We start from the raw sequence: 19461 nt of genomic DNA, 5'->3' as shown, positions 1-19461 counted from the left end.
TCTTTAATGACCGCCTTTTGATGCTTCTGACGAATAGAAGCATGCGCCTATTGATTGGCGTTTACTGACGACGAATTACCACACTACCGGCGCTGTAGCCTGCACCAAAAGAGCAAATAACGCCAATGTCACCGGATGCAAAGTTATCGCGATGAAGGTGGAAAGCAATAATCGAGCCTGCCGAGCTAGTATTTGCATAGCGATCTAAAATGATCGGCGCTTGCTCTTCGCTGGGATCTCGCCCTAACACTTTTCGCGCGATAAGGTCATTCATATGGCGATTAGCCTGATGTAACCACATACGCGTTAGGTCACTACCCGCCAGCTCTAACGACGCCAAATGATCCGTAATGAGCTGTGCCACCATCGGGCAGACTTCTCTAAATACTCGTCGTCCTTCTTGCACAAACAGCTTATCAAGTGCGTGTGGATCGCTATCCGTAACACGATTCAAGAAACCGGCATTGTTGCGGATAGCATTGGAAAACTTCGTCACTAGCCGAGTTCCCAGTATCTCATAGCGCTGCTCAGCCACGGCACAAGCACTACTTTCCAGTACCATAGCCGTACAAGCATCGCCGAAAATAAAGTGGCTGTCACGGTCTGTAAAGTTTAAATGTGCTGAGCATATTTCAGGGTTAACCACCAACGCTCTTTTTACACTGCCAGAGGCAATCGCATTGGCTGCGGTTTCGAGCGCAAATGTGGCCGAGCTGCACGCGACGTTCATATCAAAGCCATAGCCGCTTGTGCCCAGCACCTGCTGAACTTCTACAGCAACGGCTGGATAGGCGCGCTCTAAGTTAGAGCATGCGACAATGACCAGCTCTATATCACCGGGTGCCACCTGGGCAGCCTCTAACGCTTGATGGGCCGCTTTAGTGGCCATATCGCACTGAATCGATGGCTCGTCATTTTTTCGCTCAGGCAACTTAGGCCGCATCCGCTCAGGGTCAAGGATACCGGACGCATTCAATACATAACGGCTTTTAATGCCAGATGCTTTTTCAATGAACTCGCTGCTGGAGTGCGCTAGTGGTGACTGCTCTCCGCGCGCAATGGCCTCGGCATTTCGCACATTCTGACTATCGACCCAAGCATTAAATGCGCCAACCAAGGCCTCATTACCGATGGCGTGTTCCGGCGTGTATAGCCCTGTACCGGTTATCACCACATTCGTCATGCAACTCTCCTTTAAGTAGCCTGCTATCACTGCTGTCAGCGACCATAGCCGCAAGCTTACTAGTTGTATTACTGTGTGCGTAAAAAGCGTGCTGTACCAGCGAAGCTCTAAACGCTAATTATCTCTTCCCAGCGCTTTTCAAGGCGCTTAACCGATACCGGTATTTTGGTGCCAAGCTGTTGCGCAAATAACGAGACCCTAAGCTCTTGAATCCACCAGCCAAATGCGACCAATGCAGGGTCTTCTGTATCGCCACGACGCTCACTTTTGCGGCGCGCGTCAAAACGCGCCTCTAGCGCTTGGACATCGTGCATCATCATTTGGTCACGACCACGTTCACGGGCCGCTTTTTCAAGCCGAATAAGCGCCGCTTCGGTATAGCGCGGGTACTCTGTAAGCCACTCGCCTGCGTCCCGAATAAAGCCTGGGTAAACGAGTCGCTGCATCTGCGCACTCACATCGCTGTAGACCAGCGCTAACGCAAAATTAAGCTTTCCTTTAAGAATCTTACTCACCGCTAAGTGCCCTTTTAAGGCAGACTCAACGTCCTTCAGCAGCGCACTGGCATGATCAAGCAGTTCAGGCTCAGTGGCCCTTAACCGTTCGTCAAGCGCACTTGCTGAGCGGGGCAAAGGGTGCTGAGCCACTACCTGCGTGAACACCGCCAGCAGTAAATCATCGATCAAAGCTTGCTTGCTACCCACTTTAGCAAATAGCAGCGCGCACTTTTCCACATCCGGCAGCCGCTTAATGGCTTTGACCTGCTCAGGGCGCTTGGCCATCGCTAAACGAGCAACCCCTTCTTGATGAGCTGCTTCTGCTTTTGCAGGATGATCAAAAAGAGCTACTTTAAAATCTTTTTCATAGGCGACTAGCGCCGGATACGCCTCTACCCGAATACCTGCCTGGGTGGTGACACGGGATTCGGGCAGTGGCTCATCCGGCAATCCATCCAGGGCGGGCGCTTGGCTGGCCTGCTCCGAAAGTGCTTGAGCACCGGCGCTTGCTGCGGCTTCAAAGCGTTTTTCGAGCGCTCGCAGGTCACGCCCCTGCCCCAACAGCTCCCCCGAATGATCCACTACTTTAATATTCATAAGGAGATGCGGTTCAAGTAAATCGAGCCGCCAGTCATCTGGATGCACCCGAGTCCCTGAGCGACGGCGAATAAATTCAGCCAGTGCTTCGGTTAGCGGGCGCTGATCGGGCACCAGCATTTCCAGCGCTGCATCGACCCAATCGGGTATTGGCACTACCTGGCGACGAATACTTTTAGGCAGCGACTTGAGTAGCGCGATACATTTTTCGCGCAGCAACCCAGGCACCAGCCACTCAAGGGCGTGTACAGGCAGCTGGGGCAACATGGCAGCGGGAACGGTGATGGTCACGCCATCATCTTCGGCATTGGGATCAAAATGATAGCTCAGCGGATAGACAACACCCGCTAACACCAGATGATCCGGATAGTGTGCTTGTGTCACATCGTCCGCGTGGCGCGCTTTCAGCGCCTGGATATCAAACTTAAGTAGCGCTGGGTCTTCACGCTCGGCTTGCTTACGCCAGTGCTCAAACCCTTTACCATTAACAATGTGTTCGGGCAGGCGCTCGTCATAAAACGCAAAGAGCTCCTCTTCGTCTACCAGAATATCGCGGCGACGGGCGCGATCTTCCAGGGCTTCAACCTCTTCAACCAGCGCGCGGTTGTGGGCAAAAAACTCACCTTTGGTTTGAAACTCACCTTCTACCAGGGCGCGGCGTATAAACAGCTCCCGCGACTCTTGAGGGGCAATGGGGCCATAATGCACCCGGCGGCGAGCGACAATAGGCAGGCCAAATAGCGTGACCTGCTCAAAAGCCACCACCTGAGCACGCTTCATCTCCCAATGGGGTTCGCTGTAGCTGCGCTTTACAAGATGCTCAGCCTGCGGCTCGATCCACTGCGGTTCGATTTTAGCGACCGTTCGCGCAAAGAGCTTAGTGGTTTCAATCAGCTCAAACGCCATCAACCATTTAGGCGTTTTCTTCGCTAGTCCCGACCCCGGATGAACCATAAATTTCCGGTTGCGAGCGCCCAAGTACTCGCGATTTTCAAGCAGCGTGCCTACGTTGGATAACAGCCCTGACAACAGCGCCTGATGCAGTTTGCCAGAGGTTTTACGGCGTGCTTGCTTGGCCTGCTCCTCGCTTTCTTCTTCGTTGCGAGGGGGTGGCGCGGGCACGTCAATCTCCATATCACGCAGCAGCTGACGCAACTGGCGAAAGGTGTCGTGCCACTCGCGTACCCGCAAATAGTTGATGTAGTGATCGCGACACCAGCGGCGCAACTGGTTTCCTGAGAGCGCCTCGCGCGCGTTTTCAATGCCGTGCCATAAATTTAGCAGCGCGACAAAATCAGACTCAGGGTCGTGCCAGCGCTGGTGGGCTTGATCGGCTGCCTGGCGTTTGTCCGCTGGGCGGTCACGCGGGTCTTGAATCGCCAGCGCCGAGACGACAATCAGTACATCACGAAGGCTGCCCTGCTCGGCTCCCGCCAACACCATTCGCGCCAAACGCGGATCAATGGGCAATTTGGCCAGCTTTCTACCTAGCGGGCTAAGGTGTTGCTGCTCGTCCACGGCGCCCAGTTCAAAGAGCAGTCGGAAGCCATCTTTAATGAAGCGGCTATCCGGCGGGTCAACGAAGGGGAAATCTTCAATATGGCCCAGCTTTAACGCCAGCATGGAAAGAATGACAGAAGCTAGATTGGTGCGCTGTATTTCTGGGTCGGTAAACGCGGGGCGTGAGAGGTAATCCTCCTCATCGTATAACCGGATACACGCGCCCTCGGCTACCCGTCCACAGCGCCCTTTACGCTGATTGGCACTGGCTTGGCTGATGGGTTCTACAGGCAGCCGCTGAATTTTTGAGCGGTAGCTGTAGCGGCTAATGCGCACAAGGCCTGGGTCGATGACATAGCGAATACCTGGCACCGTAAGCGATGTTTCGGCAACGTTAGTGGCGAGCACAATACGCCGCCCGCGATGAGGCGCGAATACTCGGTTCTGCTCCTCATTAGAGAGTCGCGCATAGAGCGGCAGTATTTCGGTGCCTTTTAAGTCAGCACGCCGCAACGTATCGGCGGTCTCACGAATTTCCCGCTCGCCGGGTAGAAATACCAGTACATCGCGGGGGCCATGCAGCCAGCCCTTTTCACGCTCGATAACATCAATTTCTTGTACCGCGTGCAGTATGCCCTCTTGCAGCGTACGGTCCTCTTCATCCTCCTCATCACGCACTAGCGGGCGATAAAACACGTCGACAGGGTATGTTCGCCCAGACACCTCGACGACAGGCGCGGGCTTTTTATTATGCCCCTCAGCGCTTGTTGTCTCGCTACCAAAGTGAGCTGCAAATCGGTCAACATCAATGGTTGCCGAGGTAATGATCACTTTAAGGTCCGGCCGCCGGGGCAGTAGCCGCTTGAGGTAACCCAGCAGAAAGTCAATATTGAGACTGCGCTCGTGGGCCTCATCAATAATCAGCGTGTCGTAGCGTAGCAGCAGCGGGTCGTGCTGGGTTTCGGCTAACAGAATACCGTCCGTCATTAGCTTAACCAGCGTGTTGGGCGTGCTTTGGTCCGTAAAACGTACTTGGTAGCCTACCTGCTCACCCAGCAACACGTTGAGCTCTTCTGCCAAACGGGTGGCCACGCTGCGGGCAGCCAAACGACGAGGCTGTGTATGACCAATCAGCCCTCGGCGGCCACGCCCTAACTCAAGGCATATTTTGGGTAGCTGGGTGGTTTTGCCAGATCCCGTCTCCCCCGCGACTACGACCACTTGGTGATCGCGGATGGCGTTAAAAATATCCTCTCGCCGCTCGACCACCGGCAGCTCTGCGGGGTAGTTCAACACAACGGGCTGGGCGGCACGCAATGTGAAGGTCTGTTTGGCCTTGTCTACTTCGCGCTGTACCTCATTCAAGCCACGGTCGATAGGCTTGTTGTCACGTAAACGACGCTTTAAACCAGCGACACGACGCTCTAAACGCTGAGCATCACGCAGCATGACATGACTCAACGCCTCGTTCAGTGCATTGAGTTGCTGGGCTTCTGTGCGGGGGGAGTTCGTGTCGGTGGTCACGTTTAGCTTGGTTTCCATCACATTAAAAAAAATCGGCCTACTCTTTTGAGCAGGCCGACCATTGTACCGCTTTCAGGCAAGCAGCACCTACCCCGTCGCTAGCGCCAGCTCAGGACAGCTTAGCAGCGCGACGCTTAGCAACAGATTCACCCGCGACGCCAAAGTCTTGGCCTTCTACATCAGAAAGCAAGATACGAACGCTTTCGGGCGTGCAGTCGATAGATTCAACACAGGCATCGGTGACGTTTTTGATCAGCGCTTCCTTCTGTTCGGCAGTGCGGCCTGCTATGAGCTGAATATTAATGATCGGCATAACGGTCTCCGTTGCTGAAAATTATAATGGAAATATTTTTCATAAAAAATAACGCCATCATGATTTCAGCTTCATACCGCGCTGTAAAGGCTTTGCCTATACGCAGCCGCTCTCTGCTCACGCCGTGGTTTTATTAGTGTCTTCATCCCGCAACTGACGGCGCAGCACTTTACCCACGTTGGTTTTAGGCAGCTCATCGCGAAACTCAACGTACTTCGGTACTTTATAGCCCGTCAGCTCTTTTTTACACCAGCTGCGCAGCGTTTCCGCATCCAACTGGCTATTCTTCGAGACAACAAAAAGCTTAATTGCTTCACCTGCATTTTCATCAGGCACGCCCACCGCTGCCGCTTCAAGCACATCGGGATGAGCAGCAACGACATCCTCAACTTCGTTAGGATAAACATTGAAACCGGAAACAAGAATCATGTCTTTCTTGCGGTCAACGATGCGAATGTAGCCGTCGTCTTGAAGCACCGCGATGTCACCCGTATGGAACCAGCCATCCTCATCAATCGAGTTGCGTGTTTCTTCTTCTCGCTGCCAATACCCTTTCATGACCTGCGGGCCTTGCACACAAAGTTCACCCGGCTCGCCTAACGCGGCGTCATTGCCATCTGCATCAACTACTTTGACGGAGGTGCCTGCCACAGGCTTGCCAATCGTGCCTAATTGAATCGCATTGGTCGGATTAAAACTCACAATGGGAGACGTTTCGGTTAACCCATACCCCTCGGCAATGGGACAGCCGGTGGTTTCTTCCCAACGCTGGGCAGCCGCTTTTGTCAGCGCCATGCCACCTGAAATCGTCAGTTTGAGCTTGGAAAAATCTAACTGTTTAAAATCATCCCGGTTACATAACGCATTGAATAGCGTGTTCAGCCCGATAAACCCAGTAAAGGGTAACCCTTTTAACTCTTTCACAAAGCTGGGCAAATCACGCGGATTGGTAATCAACAGTGAATGATTACCGGTTTCCATTAAGAACAAGCAGTTAACGGTAAAGGTGTAAATGTGATAAACCGGCAGCGGTGCAACCACCAACTCTTCACCATCGGTTAAATGCTCGCCAATCGCTGCCCGTGCCTGAAGCATGTTGGCAATGAGATTGCAGTGAGTGAGCATCGCCCCTTTGGGCATCCCCGTGGTACCACCGGTATACTGAAGTGCGGCCAGGTCACTCTGGGTGCGGCTCACGTCAGTGTGGCTTAACGAGGCACCTTTTTTCAGCGCATCACGGAAGCCGATGGCACTGGGTAGCGAGTAGGCAGGCACCATCTTTTTAACATGCTTCACTACGGCATTAATTAACCAGCGCTTTGGCACATCATGAAGATCCGCCAGCTGGGTCACCAGCACGTGCTTTATATCCGTCTTATCGAGCACTTTTTCCAACTTATCTGCCATATTGGCCAGGATAACAATGGCCTTGGCGTTAGAATCCTTGAACTGATGTGCCATCTCCCGCTCGGTGTAAAGCGGGTTGGTGTTTACAACAACTAACCCTGCCCGCAGGGCGCCAAACACCGCCACGGGGAACTGGAGCACGTTAGGCAGCTGGATAGCAATCCGATCACCCGGTTCGAGATCCGTCTCGTGCTGTAACCATGCGGCGAAGTCCGCCGAAAGGCGATCAAGGTCGGCAAAAGTGAGCGTTTTTCCCATGCAGGTAAACGCCGGCTTATCGTTGAAGCGCTTTACCGCCGTGTGAAAAACATCAGTGACTGAATCATATTGATCCAACCCTTCAAGCGCTGGGCCACGTAAAATGGGGGCGTTGGCGTGTTCGCTCATGGGCAATCTCCGCTATCCGTGTCGATGATATGACCGACCTTGTTATTGTCGTGAGGTTAAAAGGGCAACGATATACGACGAGCACCCCGCTGTAAAACGATCGATTGAAACTTACGTTTCAACTTTAGCTTATAGCCGTGTGTCTCAATCGACAGCGCCCCCTTTTCCTAACTGCTATTACTACTGTAGCGATTGTTACTCTTATGGACAGTAACGGGCCTGTATTTCTCCTTCCCGCCAAACCAAAAGCTCGCCGGGCTGCATTCGCTCCCACGCTTCGTTTTGAGTCAACGGCTCCGTCGCGATGACTGACACAACATCATTAGGCGTAGTGTGCTCAATGAAATTCACGGTAATTTCCGCATCGGAAAGCTCAGCTTCACCAAAAGGCGCGCGGCGCGTTATATGGGCAAGTTTCGTTGAGCAATAGCAGTAAAGATAAACACCATCAGACAGCAGTAAGTTAAACACACCAAGACCGCGAAGCTGCTCGCAGAGCGTATGTAAGCACTCCCAAACACGTTCAGCGGCGGCAGGTGGCGTCGGAAAAGCACGCCGCAGCTCCCCCATAAGCCAGCAAAAAGCATGTTCGCTGTCGGTCGTACCTACGGGGGTATAAACGCCCAGGGGAAGCTGCTGCCAATCCGTTAACTGGCCGTTATGGGCGTAGCACCAGGGTCGCCCCCACATCTCCCGCGTGAAAGGATGGGTATTAGCCAGACGTACGCCCCCCACATTCGCCTGGCGAATGTGGCTGATCACCACGTTAGACTTAATAGGGTAGTCGCAAATTAATCGCGCAATCGGCGAGTCTACTGAGGGGTGCGGGTCACGAAACTCGCGGTATCCACCCTCTTCGTAGAACGCAATTCCCCAACCATCTCGGTGCGGGCCAGTCCCTCCGCCCCTGTGTAAAAAGCCTGAAAAGCTAAAGCAGATGTCGGTCGGTACATTGGCACTCATGCCCAGCAGCTCACACATTCATCGCCTCCTAGGCTGGGCTAATTTTTAATTAATCACCGGCTCGCGACGACGAGTAGGCTCTTCTTCAACCTCACGCGGTTGTGGCGCTTCATCAATATTTTGTGGGCGACGCCACCACCAAAGCGCTATGCCCACGCAGGCGCCCAGTGCCATGCCTAAAATGAGCCATAACAACCCATCACGCAGCCCCGAGCCGCCGCCTTCTAACACCCCCACCGCTGAGACCATCGCCGCCGGGGCCCAGCCCGTATAGAACTCCCCTTCTTCTACTAGCGGCAAACGAAAACGCGCTGGCATCCACATGGCACCGGCTACTATCCATGTCAACACTAACCGCGGCAGACGCGGCAACCATGCCAATGCAAAGTACACAGCTATGAGCACTATTAACGAAAGGCCGTAATAACTTAGCCACATCAGTGACATTGAGTTTGCAAACAGCATAATACCCCTCATGTGGGTGGTCTCACCCGACGTTGATTTCCCGTTATGGTACCTGTCAATTTATGAAAGCACAGCCCGGCATTCACCAAGGCTCACCCGCTGCGCGCTATTATCGCGCTAACGACCCACAATGGCACTGGTTAGAAGCGCGTGACGCGCCAGAAGTGACCGAGTTTTTACATGACGCTAACCAGCAGCATGGCGAATGGTTTGCGCCGCTAGCACCACTGGCGAATACGCTTTATGAAAGCCATTTAGCGCGCCGCGAGCTGGCTGTTACCAGCCTTGAAACCGCACTGGATTTCTTTACGTTTTGGAGCGAAACCGGTGCAGAGGATGACTACCCTTGCTGGTGGCGCCACCCAAACGGCCAGCCGCTAAAGCGCGAACTGTTTTTAGATGTTCGGGAACGCGCGGCGGGCCAACCCTTTTATGACATGGGCGACATGGCCCTATCGCCCAATGAGCAGTGGCTCGCTTGGACCGAAGATACCCAAGGAGATGAGCGCTTCACGCTATGGCTTAAGGCGCTACCCAACGGCGAACCGAAACGGTTGATGAGCGACATTGGCCCTAGCCTTTGCTGGGCAGAGGATCAAACAGCGCTGGGCGCCACGCTGCTGTTCACTCGCTTTGACGACACCCAGCGTCCAGATTCCATTTGGCGCGTGTGGCTAGCGTTTTCGGCACTCGAACATCTTGCTGAACCAACCTTAGTCATGCGTGAGAGCGATCCAGAGTTCTGGATCGGGATTGGCAAAACTCGCTCTAGAGAGTGGCTGCTCATCGACAGCGGCTCCAAAGATACCACCGAAATCGCCGCCCTGCCCGCCGCTAGCCCTGCGGCCACACCTGTCTATCTACACACCCGCCAACCCGGCATTGAAGTCACTATCGATCATCGCCCCGGCGTGTTCTACCGGCTGCAAAATCAAACCGGCCCCCACTTTCAACTCGACTACCTAGCTGAAGAGCAGCTCGGTAAAGACACTGCTTCGTGGCAGGCGTTAATTACCCACCGCGATGACGCAACCTTAGAAGGGGTCGATGCCTTTGCCTGGGGTCTGATAGTGGCTGAGCGTAGCCATCGCGAAGCACAGGTAGTGCTGAGGCGCCTAGTACTTGATGCACATCAACATGCGCAAGTGGATGACTATATTGCGCTACCTGAAACACCCTGTTCACAGCTGCTGGAGGACTCGCCTCACTTTGATACACAGGTGGTACGGTTAAGGGAGGAGTCATTCACCCAGCCACCCAGCTGGTTTTCGCTTGATCTTCAAAGCGGCGAGCGCGCATTACTAAAACGTGTTGCCGTCTATGGAAACCTTTTACCGGAAAACCTCGTTTGCCAGCGCTTGTGGGCCACCAGCGGTGATGGCGAACAGGTGCCCGTGTCGGTTGTTAGACGCGCAGATTTAGCCAACCAAGCGCTGCCTACCGTACTTTACGGCTATGGCGCTTACGGCGAAGCCCTAGATCCCTGGTTTTCCATCGCCCGGCTAGAGCTTCTGGAACGCGGCGTGGCTTTTGCCGTTGCCCACGTGCGCGGCGGTGGCGAACGCGGCGAACCCTGGTATCTGAAGGGTAAAATGGCGCACAAAGAGAATAGCTTTAATGATTTTCTAGCCGCGCGGGAGCTGTTGGTTGCGGAAAAACTGAGTGATCCTCAGCGTATTGTCGCCTGTGGCGCCAGCGCTGGCGGATTATTAGTAGGCACTTGCCTTAATCGCGCGCCTGACGCGTTCTGCGCAGCGGTTCTTGACGTGCCTTTCTTAGACGTACTGCGAACGATGCAAAACCCCGAACTGCCGCTCACGACCGCTGAATATAGCGAGTGGGGCAATCCTGACGAGCCGGAGGTAGAGCAGCGCATTGCCAGCTACTCGCCTATCGACAATATCAGCCAACAAAACTACCCGGCGCTGTGGATCGAAGGTAGCTGGTTTGACACGCGGGTGAGCTACTGGGAGCCAGCTAAATTCTATGCCCGAGTGTCTCTGGCTCAACAGGGTGAAGCGCCGATTTTATTACATACCGATATGAGTAGCGGCCACGGCGGCGCTTCAGGTCGATTCAAAGCGTGGCGAGACACTGCCCGCCAAGATGCCTTTATTCTTTGGGCACTAGATCTCGCTCCGAACGTGACCGATTAAATAAGCAATAAGCCCCGCCCTGCCAGCAAGTAGCAGGCTCAGGGGCTTTTTTACAGCATGCATATCAACACTCAATTTTATGGAAATGCTTTCCATAAAATGTTTTTTGCGCCATACTGCCACTTAGCGACATATACCAACGTCTAATTGCTAGACAGGTTATCTACTAAGTGAACATCAGGAGAGCAGTATGAAAAACCAGGAACAGTTTCTTACTATATGGGATGCGCCTTTAAAAGCATCTACCCGCCAACAACCAAAGGCTAGCAGCGCACAAAAGTCCGCTACTCCTGTTAAAGAAACTTTTTTGACCATTTGGGATAGCGCGACGCGTAAACCGGCTGTTTAAAACCGTTCGCGAGGCGCATTGGTTAGAACACGGGTGGTCAAGATGAATGTAAGGATCACATGGGAAGAACAGCGATTATGTGCTCCTCTAAACGCCGTTCAGGCACTTCATCTTGAGAAACGGCAAAACCGCGCACGCTAATGCCTTTTCTGTGCACCCGCTCAGCATCGTTGCTGAGTAACGGGTGCCAGCCAGCCAACTTGCGTCCTTCGGCAACCCGTCGATAGCCACAGGTTTGAGGTAGCCAGGTAAACTCTTTAACCAGCGCAGGAGTTAACTGAGTACAGTCCGGCACGCTGTCAAAACGGTTCGCATAATCACTACACTGGCAGCTTTGGATATCCAGCAAGCGGCAGGCAACGTTCAAAATGGCCAGCTCTTGCGTCTCGTCATCATGTAGCTTTAACAGACAACACTGCCCACAGCCATCACACAGGGCTTCCCACTCTTGAGGCGTGAGTTCATCAAGGGCGTATTTTTCCCAAAAGCGTTCGCGCATGGCGGGCTGCATAGCTAGTACCTTTCTAAGTAACCGTTTATATCATTTGCCTGAGGCGCCAGGATGGCCCAGCGTGTCTGTGCACTCTGCCCATAGCGTATAAAAATCGTCTTCCAACCAGCGGTAATTTTCATTAAGCCAGGGGACTAATTCAGCCAAGCGGTTGGGCCCCGATAAGCGTTTACCAACGCCTGCTATCGCTCGGCAGGTAAAGTCGAAATCCGCGTAGCCCCTCAGCCAATCATGCTTCACTAATAGCGGCATCATTGTCGCGAGACGGTTAGGAGCAGATCTAGCCGAAAGAACCTGATAACAGCGCTCCACCAGAACCTCGTAATCGTCATCACCCAGCTGCCGCCGAGCTAAAAAATGGTCCCAGACAATATCCAGGGCAATGCCCGCATAACGCCGCTGAGGGTGCGGCGCCTTCTGCTTGGCGTTTAATACGCAAGGGTGAGCGTCTACCCAGGCATCGACCCTCCGATGATGACGGATACCACTCGCCACCGCATCTGGCCAATCGCTTAGATCGCCCCCCTTGACGCCATCCGCAATAAGATTGCCATACAGAAACGCATCACTGCCGTGACGAGCAAGCCAAGCGTGGGCGAGAAAATTCATTGCTGACGATTAACGTGGGCGCGATGAACATCTAATAAGTAGGCTTCTTTTGCTGGGGGCGTTTGCAGATAAAACCCCTTCTCGTTAATCGAGGCCATGATGTCTGCCGCGCTGGCACGCGCTAGCGTCTTATCCGCCGTTAAGATCATCGTAAAAACTGCAATAGGCTTGCCAAAGGTTTCCATCAGTACGTCGGGCACCGGGGCTAACCCTTGACGCTTATCAACGTAAAGATACATCTCTTCTTTACGCGAGCTTTTAAACACTTCGCAGAGAATTTTTTCGCTCACTGAGAGGCCTCCTTAATGGCCTGGCGCAGGCCTTCGCTTAAACAGTCATCACGCCAGCCTTTTAAGGGCGTTAGCGTCTCACCGGCGAGCTGCTGCATCACGATCGCTTCAATATCACGACGACGAAGCAGCAGCTCAGGCGCCACGCCTAACGCGTCGGCTTTATCAGTAACTACCTTTTTCACGGCTTTAAAACGCCGCTTAAACGCTGGCTGCATAGGGTCTGGCCACGGCGCTGGAAGGTCATCCTCATCACAATGGTGGGCCTGTTTTAGTAACGCGAGCAGCGCATCGCCCTCTTTTTTGACCAGCGTTGGTTTCACACCCTCAACATCCGCCAGCTCATAGCGATTTTTGGGCATCGCTTCCGCTATGGCGAACAACAGCTTATCGCTGACGAGCCAGTTACGCGGCAAATCTCGGCGGCGGGTTTCGCCTTCACGCCATATCGTCATAAGGCGGTAGGCTTCTAGCTGACGCGGGGAGAGACGCCAAAGCTGACGGTGGCGGGTAAACCACTGACCATCGCTTTCTACACTTCTACCCGCTTGCTCAATCAGCGTCGCGCACTCCTCCTCAAGCCAAGGCCGCCGCCCTAGCTGCTCAAGCTTTTCTGACTGCAGCTTCCACACTTTCAGCAAATAGATGACATCCAGGGCCGCGTATTCACACTGAGAAGACGTTAATGGACGTACCAACCAATTAGAGCGCGTTTCTTCTTTGGGTAGGGTTTCGCCCACCCATAGCTCAACCAGTTTCTGGTAACCCATTCCCGGGTTCTCACCCAAAAACGCCTGCGCAACTTGCGTATCAACTAATGGCGCTGGCAATACGCCCGCCCAGTGCTGAAACACTTCCAAGTCTTCACTACATGCATGCAGCAGCTTTATCGCGTCGTTTTGCAAGAGCTGGCGAAACGCGTTGGTGCACGGCGTGGTCAGCGGGTCTACCAGATAGGCCTGCTCTCCTGCAGTAAACTGGAGCAGCGCCGGCACCGGGAAAAACGTGTTTTCGCGAAAAAACTCGGTATCTAATGCGATAACAGGTTCATCGGCAACCTGTGCGCAGGCGATATCAAGCGCTTCAGCGGTATCAATCCATTGATATAAAGGAGTAGTTAAAGAGGACAAGAGACACTTCCAGATTGGCACAACCGCCGTAGCGTTTGCGTTTTTTATAGGGGTCAATCGCTGGCGAAGGGCTGGCGACCATTAAATGCGCGGCTCAGAGTACCGCCATCCACGTACTCAAGCTCGCCCCCCATGGGCACACCATACGCTAGCCGAGAGAATTTAACGCCATAGTGGGCAAGCTGCGACGCAATATAGTGGGCCGTTGCCTCACCCTCAACCGTGGGATTCGTCGCCAGCACCACTTCGCTGATAGCACCTTCGGCAACTCGCGCTTCAAGCACGTCTAAGCCAATGGCATCTGGCCCAATGCCGTCAAGCGGAGACAGGTGACCATGCAGGACAAAGTAGCGACCCTGAAATCCGCCAGCTTCTTCAATAGCTAACTGGTCAGCGGGTGACTCAACCACGCACAAAAGCGCATCATCACGCCGGGGGCTTTGGCAAAGAGCACAGATATCTGCTTCTGTCAGGGTTCGGCAGCGCTGACAGTACCCCACCTCTTCGATAGCCTGCTGAATAATCGCAGCCAACCGCTGCCCGCCCGGACGCTCTCGCTCTAGAAGGTGCATGGCCATACGCTGGGCCGTTTTCGGCCCAACGCCTGGCAGCACACGAAACGCATCCATGAGCTGTTCCACCAGCGGAGAAAATCGCATGGGTTAAAACGGCATCTTAAAACCGGGCGGCAGGTTCAAGCCGGCCGTCGCTTCTTCCATTTTTGCCTTTGAGCTGACTTCTACTTTACGCACAGCATCATTCACCGCAGCGGCAAGCAAGTCTTCCAAAAGCTCTTTGTCTTCTTCCATTACGCTAGGGTCAATCGTCACGTTGCTAACGTCGTGGCGCCCGTTCATGGTGACCTTTACCATACCGGCGCCCGCTTCACCCTGCACTTCAGCTTTAGCAACTTCCTCTTGTACCTTCTGCATTTTTTCCTGCATCTCTTGGGCTTGCTTCATGATGTTGCCCATTCCACCTTTGAACATGCGGTTATCTCCTGAGAGGTATAAAAATATGCTTAACGTTTTAAACAGCCGACTAGGAACGCGTGTCAGAGGCTGGCTTAACGGTCGATTCTATCAGCGTTGCCCCAAAAGCTTGCTGCAGCTTTTGTATATTGGGGTCGCGATGCAGTAGATCAACAGCCAACGCGTGACGCTCTTGGTGGAGGCGCTCTTCTTGCTGACGTGGCGTTTCCACATCAAGCGCCAGTTCCGCCACCGTAAATTCTATGCGACGAGGGACGCCCTGTGCTTTAAGCGCTTTCTCGATGCGGCTTTGATGCACTTCCGCCTTCATAGCAGCTTGACCCGGGTCTAGCCGGAGCACCAGGGTATTGCCATCGTCACTCTCGACTTGGCAGTGCGCCGCTAAATTACGCGTAAGACCGCCCAACCCTAACGCGTTAAACTGCGCTAGCCACTGTCGATGATCAAACAGGCTACCGTCCTGAACGGCAGGCGGCTCTGGCTCTGGCTCTGGCTCTGGCTCTGGCTCTGGCTCTGGCTCTGGCTCTGAAGAGAGCATGGCGGCGTTTTCTACTTCATCAAGCGACCAGGGCGGGGCTTGCTCATTTTTCTCGGCGGGGGCTTCTGGCGTTGGCGCCTCCTGCACAGCGGCCGGCGCAGGCGGATTAGCCTGGGCTACTGGCGGTGCAGGTTCAGGCTTTTTTGGCGCGGCTGGCTCGCCCATAGAGGCTGACTGCGCTGCTGCCCCACTAACGTCTTCAGCTGGCTCTGGGCGCAATGGCAACGGCGTACGAGGCGGCTTGGGAACCCCTTGGGGGCGAAACGCCAACATGCGCAGCAGCGTCATTTCCAGCGCACTACGCAGGTCAGGCGCATGCACCATATCGCCTCGGCCCTGGATACCAATTTGGTAATAGAGCTGAATATCTTCAGCGGTAAAGCGGCTCGCTAACTGCTGAATTAGCGCGCGATCACCGTGACTGTTATCCACCGCATCGGGCACCATTTGCGCCACCGCCAAACGGTGCAAAATGGCGCTTAATTCATCCAGCACTGCCGCAAAATCAGGCCCTTGCTCTGAAAGCTGCGCAACTTCTGCCAGTAACCGCTGCACATCGACATCCGCGAGAGCCTCTACTAACGCTAAGACATGCCGGTGATCCAGCGTACCCAGCATAGCGGCGACATCCGCATGGCGCACGGCGCCTTGACCAAAGGCAATCGCTTGGTCCGTCAGGCTCATTGCATCACGCATTGAGCCTTCGGCCGCCTTGCCTAACAGCCACAACGCGCTCTCATCATACGCAACCCCCTCTTCACCCAGCACATAGGTTAAATGCTCAACCACGCGCTCAGGGGGCATATGCTTCAACGTGAACTGCAAACATCGCGACAGCACCGTAGCAGGGAGTTTTTGCGGATCGGTGGTCGCCAGTAAAAACTTAACGTGGGGTGGTGGCTCTTCAAGCGTTTTCAGCAGCGCGTTAAAACTGCTAGTGGAGAGCATGTGCACTTCATCAATTAAGTACACTTTATAGCGCCCTTGGGTCGGCGCGTACTGAACGTTGTCCAGCAGCTCGCGTGTGTCTTCCACTTTCGTGCGTGACGCTGCATCGACTTCGATCAGGTCAACAAAACGGCCTTCGTCAATCGCTTTGCAGCTATCGCACTGACCACACGGGGTAGAGGTGATTCCTTCATCGCCTCGGCCATTGGCAGTGCAATTCAGGCATTTCGCCAAGATACGCGCCAGCGTGGTTTTACCCACACCTCGGGTACCTGTAAATAGGTAAGCATGATGTAAACGGCCTTGATCAAGAGCATTGACCAAGGCGCGCTGGACATGAGCCTGGCCCACGAGCTCGTGGAATGTGCGCGGCCGCCATTTGCGGGCCAGAACCTGATAGCTCATTGAGCAGAATTTCCTTTGGCGGGCTGACTGTCTATACGTGACAAAGCACCATTCTAGCGGCTGGGCTTACGCCCGCCAACCGCACAGCCCTTTGGCACGGGTATTACCTTATGCGCTATCGCCACTCTCAGCAGCACCCGCACGCTGGGCAGCTTCTTTAACCAATTTTTCGAGTTCACCATTTTGATGCATCTCAATGACGATATCGCAGCCGCCCACTAACTCACCTTCGACCCATAGCTGGGGGAACGTCGGCCAGTTGGCAATTTTCGGTAGCTCAGCGCGAATATCCGGGTTATCCAAGACGTTTACGAAAGCAAAGCGCTCGCCACAGCTCATCAACGCTTGAACAGTTTGCGCAGAAAAACCGCACTGCGGTAGCTGCGGAGAGCCTTTCATGTAGATAAGAATCGGGTTTTCGCTAATTTGGCGCTGAATATTTTCGGCAGTCGTGCTCATCATATGCTCCTAACATTAAATAGTGGGATTCAAGCCAGTTTACGCTATTCGTCCACCGGCTTTAACCTTACGGCCACATGTCACTCTTATTGCATTACCAGCCAATACTTGAGCAAACTACTCAGCCATATCCTGTGGACGCTATTCTACGCATGCTGCTCGCGTTGCGCATCCCCTGCCGCATCGCTAGGATAGGGTTTTTGCGCGGAGAGAAGTCACCATGGCGACACGCCATTTCCTTACCCTGCTGGATTTATCACCCGATGAGTTGGCGTATTTGATTCAGCGTGCCATCAAAATCAAAACCGACTTGAAAGCCAACGGCCCTGTTTATACGCCGCTGCCTAACCGCACGCTGGCGATGATTTTTGAAAAATCGTCCACGCGTACCCGCGTATCATTTGAGACGGGCATGGCGCAGTTTGGCGGTCACGCGCTCTTTCTCTCTCCTCGCGACACCCAGCTGGGCCGTGGCGAACCGATCGAAGACACCGCCCGCGTGCTTTCAGAGATGGTCGATGCAGTCATGATCCGCACTTTCTCTCACGCCGGCTTGGAAGCCTACGCCAGCGCCAGCAGCGTACCGGTGATCAATGCATTGAGCGACGACTACCACCCCTGCCAGCTGTTAGCAGACGTGATGACCTGGACCGAGCTGCGTGGCAGCGTGCAAAGCCGCACAGCGGTATGGGTGGGAGATGGCAACAACATGTGCCACTCCTGGATTAACGCGGCACGCCAGTTTGGTTTCCATCTGCGCATTTGCTGCCCTGAGGGGTATGAGCCCCGTGCTGACATCATGGCCGCCGCTGGCGACTGCGTCACACTGCTTCACGATCCACAAGCCGCTGCCCAAGATGCCGATCTCATTACCACCGATGTGTGGGCTTCTATGGGGCAAGAAGAAGAACAGGCCAAGCGCGAAGCTGACTTTGCCGGCTTCCAGGTCACCGAAGCAATGCTCGACACGGCTAAACCTGATGTCCTGTTTTTACACTGCTTGCCCGCCCACCGGGGTGAAGAAATTAGCCACACGCTGCTTGATGACCCGCGCGCCGTGGTTTGGCAAGAAGCGGGCAATCGCTTGCATGCCCAAAAGGCGCTGATAGAGTTCTTGCTACTTGGTAAGGTTAACGAGTAACAGCCAGCTGTCTTAAACTTGCAGTGATAGTTTAACCAAGTAATAGGGGGTTAAATCATTGATACCTAAATACTGCAGGTATAAAAACATAAAAGACACAAAAAAATAGGCATAAAAAAACGCCCCGCTAATATTAGCGAGGCGTTTTTCATGAATCTTGGTGGAGCCTAGCGGGATCGAACCGCTGACCTCAACACTGCCAGTGTTGCGCTCTCCCAGCTGAGCTAAGGCCCCACTTACTGCCGTTGCAGCAGCGGGCAAATACTAGGCGAGAAATTGCCTATCGTCAAGACAAAGCTTAGACAATCATGTTCTAATTCTCCTTTGTCAGGAGCTGTGGCACTCTATGGGTTAGTTACCGGCTGAGCGCCCGTGTCAAAGAAGATTTTCATGCAGGAGTTTGCCTCTTGATCAACGTTTTAATCGCCGATGATCACCACCTGGTGAGAACCAGTATTGCGCACCTGCTAAACGAAGAAGCCGACATTAAGGTCGTCGGTGAAGTTGATGATGGTGAAAACGCCGTTACTCAGTGCCGCATACTGAAACCCGATATTGTGCTTATGGATATACGTATGCCCGGTATTGGCGGGCTTGAGGCCACACGACGCATTCACCGCACGTTAGTGGATATCAAAGTTATTATTTTGACTGCCCACATGGAAGATAGCGTGCTGCGGCGAATGCTAGAGGCAGGGGCTTCGGGCTTTTTGAGCAAAGGTGCTGATGCCGCAGAAATGACCGACGCCATTCGCCAAGTTTTTCACGGGCGCCGCTATGTCAGCCAAGAGATTGCACAGCGGCTAGCGCTGTCTCACTTTACCGATGAAAACAACCCGTTTAGCCAGCTATCGCACCGCGAGTTACAAATCGCGCTGATGATCGTTAATTGCCAGCGCGTTCAAGACATTTCCGATAGGCTGCATTTAAGCCCCAAAACCGTTAATACTTACCGGTATCGGCTGTTTGATAAGCTGCAGGTTGCCACCGACGTTGAGCTAACCCATCTCGCTCTGCGCCATGGGCTAGTCGAGGGCTTTGACCCCAGCCTGGGATAACCCTACCATCGCAGCTTCTGCCGTTTTGAAGCGCCGACA

The 19461-nt window shown here is 53.9% G+C and carries 18 protein-coding genes and 1 tRNA gene; 4 read left to right on the top strand and 15 right to left on the bottom strand.

The window, feature by feature from the left end; genetic code table 11:
* Nucleotides 1-61: 61 nt before the first annotated feature.
* From LG301_RS05400 to LG301_RS05375, 6 genes are all read right to left on the bottom strand, one after another.
* Nucleotides 62-1183: a beta-ketoacyl-ACP synthase III gene (locus LG301_RS05400; RefSeq protein ID WP_404474082.1), complete on the bottom strand. Its 1122-nt coding sequence runs from the start codon at nt 1181-1183 to the stop codon at nt 62-64.
* Nucleotides 1184-1290: 107 nt separating this feature from the next.
* Nucleotides 1291-5319 (bottom strand): ATP-dependent RNA helicase HrpA, encoded by a 4029-nt coding sequence (gene hrpA / locus LG301_RS05395; RefSeq protein WP_404475181.1) that lies wholly within the window; start codon nt 5317-5319, stop codon nt 1291-1293.
* Between the two features lie 91 nt (nt 5320-5410).
* Nucleotides 5411-5614, bottom strand: coding sequence for a 4-oxalocrotonate tautomerase family protein (locus LG301_RS05390; RefSeq protein WP_404474080.1), 204 nt, complete (start codon nt 5612-5614; stop codon nt 5411-5413).
* Nucleotides 5615-5731: 117 nt separating this feature from the next.
* Nucleotides 5732-7408: an AMP-binding protein gene (locus LG301_RS05385; protein ID WP_404474078.1), complete on the bottom strand. Its 1677-nt coding sequence runs from the start codon at nt 7406-7408 to the stop codon at nt 5732-5734.
* Between the two features lie 201 nt (nt 7409-7609).
* Complete coding sequence (locus LG301_RS05380) at nt 7610-8389, bottom strand: class II glutamine amidotransferase (RefSeq protein ID WP_404474076.1); 780 nt, start codon at nt 8387-8389, stop codon at nt 7610-7612.
* A 27-nt stretch (nt 8390-8416) separates the two neighbouring features.
* Complete coding sequence (locus LG301_RS05375) at nt 8417-8836, bottom strand: hypothetical protein (protein ID WP_404474074.1); 420 nt, start codon at nt 8834-8836, stop codon at nt 8417-8419.
* Between the two features lie 62 nt (nt 8837-8898).
* On the opposite strand from LG301_RS05375, the gene LG301_RS05370 reads away from it, so the two are divergent.
* Together LG301_RS05370 and LG301_RS05365 are read left to right on the top strand one after the other, a co-directional pair.
* Complete coding sequence (locus tag LG301_RS05370) at nt 8899-10992, top strand: S9 family peptidase (RefSeq protein ID WP_404474072.1); 2094 nt, start codon at nt 8899-8901, stop codon at nt 10990-10992.
* 190 nt (nt 10993-11182) lie between these two features.
* Nucleotides 11183-11341 (top strand): hypothetical protein, encoded by a 159-nt coding sequence (locus tag LG301_RS05365; RefSeq protein ID WP_404474070.1) that lies wholly within the window; start codon nt 11183-11185, stop codon nt 11339-11341.
* A 55-nt stretch (nt 11342-11396) separates the two neighbouring features.
* Here the strand turns inward: LG301_RS05365 and LG301_RS05360 are convergent, their stop codons facing one another.
* The 8 genes from LG301_RS05360 to grxD all read right to left on the bottom strand — a co-directional run bounded on the left by LG301_RS05360 (nt 11397) and on the right by grxD (nt 17223).
* Nucleotides 11397-11852, bottom strand: a complete 456-nt coding sequence (locus LG301_RS05360; protein WP_404474068.1) for a YcgN family cysteine cluster protein — start codon at nt 11850-11852, stop codon at nt 11397-11399.
* A 30-nt stretch (nt 11853-11882) separates the two neighbouring features.
* Complete coding sequence (locus LG301_RS05355; RefSeq protein WP_404474066.1) at nt 11883-12461, bottom strand: ACP phosphodiesterase; 579 nt, start codon at nt 12459-12461, stop codon at nt 11883-11885.
* Complete coding sequence (locus LG301_RS05350; RefSeq protein ID WP_404474064.1) at nt 12458-12751, bottom strand: YcgL domain-containing protein; 294 nt, start codon at nt 12749-12751, stop codon at nt 12458-12460. The genes LG301_RS05355 and LG301_RS05350 overlap by 4 nt, the downstream gene beginning before the upstream one ends.
* Nucleotides 12748-13881: a ribonuclease D gene (rnd, locus tag LG301_RS05345; RefSeq protein WP_404474062.1), complete on the bottom strand. Its 1134-nt coding sequence runs from the start codon at nt 13879-13881 to the stop codon at nt 12748-12750. Before rnd ends, LG301_RS05350 begins: the two co-directional genes overlap by 4 nt.
* Before the next feature lie 53 nt (nt 13882-13934).
* The gene (gene recR, locus LG301_RS05340) at nt 13935-14540 is read right to left on the bottom strand and encodes a recombination mediator RecR (RefSeq protein ID WP_404474060.1); all 606 of its coding nucleotides are present in this window, start codon (nt 14538-14540) and stop codon (nt 13935-13937) included.
* A 3-nt stretch (nt 14541-14543) separates the two neighbouring features.
* Complete coding sequence (locus LG301_RS05335) at nt 14544-14870, bottom strand: YbaB/EbfC family nucleoid-associated protein (RefSeq protein WP_404474058.1); 327 nt, start codon at nt 14868-14870, stop codon at nt 14544-14546.
* A 52-nt stretch (nt 14871-14922) separates the two neighbouring features.
* Nucleotides 14923-16764, bottom strand: coding sequence for a DNA polymerase III subunit gamma/tau (gene dnaX / locus LG301_RS05330; RefSeq protein WP_404474056.1), 1842 nt, complete (start codon nt 16762-16764; stop codon nt 14923-14925).
* A gap of 108 nt (nt 16765-16872) precedes the next feature.
* Nucleotides 16873-17223 carry a Grx4 family monothiol glutaredoxin gene (gene grxD / locus LG301_RS05325; RefSeq protein ID WP_404474055.1) on the bottom strand — a complete coding sequence of 117 codons (351 nt, stop codon included), beginning with the start codon at nt 17221-17223 and terminating at the stop codon, nt 16873-16875.
* A gap of 220 nt (nt 17224-17443) precedes the next feature.
* On the opposite strand from grxD, the gene argF reads away from it, so the two are divergent.
* On the top strand, nt 17444-18364 hold the full coding sequence (gene argF, locus LG301_RS05320; protein ID WP_404474053.1) for an ornithine carbamoyltransferase: 921 nt from the start codon (nt 17444-17446) through the stop codon (nt 18362-18364).
* A gap of 158 nt (nt 18365-18522) precedes the next feature.
* On the opposite strand, the gene LG301_RS05315 is transcribed toward argF, so the two are convergent.
* Nucleotides 18523-18598, bottom strand: a tRNA-Ala gene (locus LG301_RS05315).
* A 173-nt stretch (nt 18599-18771) separates the two neighbouring features.
* Here LG301_RS05315 and uvrY point away from each other — a divergent pair.
* The gene (gene uvrY / locus LG301_RS05310; RefSeq protein WP_263065314.1) at nt 18772-19422 is read left to right on the top strand and encodes a UvrY/SirA/GacA family response regulator transcription factor; all 651 of its coding nucleotides are present in this window, start codon (nt 18772-18774) and stop codon (nt 19420-19422) included.
* Nucleotides 19423-19461 lie beyond the last annotated feature (39 nt).

Source organism: Vreelandella venusta (genome assembly GCF_044809155.1).
Classification (GTDB): Bacteria; Pseudomonadota; Gammaproteobacteria; order Pseudomonadales; family Halomonadaceae; genus Vreelandella; species Vreelandella venusta_B.
The sequence above is the reverse complement of the archived record's forward strand: the minus strand, read 5'-3'. Positions and strand labels throughout refer to the sequence as shown.

What these genes read in the sequence shown, in the direction of transcription:
- LG301_RS05400 (WP_404474082.1), bottom strand. Translation starts at nt 1,183, where the DNA reads ATGACGAATGTGGTGATAACCGGTACAGGGCTATACACGCCGGAACAC.
- hrpA (WP_404475181.1), bottom strand. Translation starts at nt 5,319, where the DNA reads ATGGAAACCAAGCTAAACGTGACCACCGACACGAACTCCCCCCGCACA.
- LG301_RS05390 (WP_404474080.1), bottom strand. Translation starts at nt 5,614, where the DNA reads ATGCCGATCATTAATATTCAGCTCATAGCAGGCCGCACTGCCGAACAG.
- LG301_RS05385 (WP_404474078.1), bottom strand. Translation starts at nt 7,408, where the DNA reads ATGAGCGAACACGCCAACGCCCCCATTTTACGTGGCCCAGCGCTTGAA.
- LG301_RS05380 (WP_404474076.1), bottom strand. Translation starts at nt 8,389, where the DNA reads ATGTGTGAGCTGCTGGGCATGAGTGCCAATGTACCGACCGACATCTGC.
- LG301_RS05375 (WP_404474074.1), bottom strand. Translation starts at nt 8,836, where the DNA reads ATGCTGTTTGCAAACTCAATGTCACTGATGTGGCTAAGTTATTACGGC.
- LG301_RS05370 (WP_404474072.1), top strand. Translation starts at nt 8,899, where the DNA reads ATGAAAGCACAGCCCGGCATTCACCAAGGCTCACCCGCTGCGCGCTAT.
- LG301_RS05365 (WP_404474070.1), top strand. Translation starts at nt 11,183, where the DNA reads ATGAAAAACCAGGAACAGTTTCTTACTATATGGGATGCGCCTTTAAAA.
- LG301_RS05360 (WP_404474068.1), bottom strand. Translation starts at nt 11,852, where the DNA reads ATGCAGCCCGCCATGCGCGAACGCTTTTGGGAAAAATACGCCCTTGAT.
- LG301_RS05355 (WP_404474066.1), bottom strand. Translation starts at nt 12,461, where the DNA reads ATGAATTTTCTCGCCCACGCTTGGCTTGCTCGTCACGGCAGTGATGCG.
- recR (WP_404474060.1), bottom strand. Translation starts at nt 14,540, where the DNA reads ATGCGATTTTCTCCGCTGGTGGAACAGCTCATGGATGCGTTTCGTGTG.
- LG301_RS05335 (WP_404474058.1), bottom strand. Translation starts at nt 14,870, where the DNA reads ATGTTCAAAGGTGGAATGGGCAACATCATGAAGCAAGCCCAAGAGATG.
- dnaX (WP_404474056.1), bottom strand. Translation starts at nt 16,764, where the DNA reads ATGAGCTATCAGGTTCTGGCCCGCAAATGGCGGCCGCGCACATTCCAC.
- grxD (WP_404474055.1), bottom strand. Translation starts at nt 17,223, where the DNA reads ATGAGCACGACTGCCGAAAATATTCAGCGCCAAATTAGCGAAAACCCG.
- argF (WP_404474053.1), top strand. Translation starts at nt 17,444, where the DNA reads ATGGCGACACGCCATTTCCTTACCCTGCTGGATTTATCACCCGATGAG.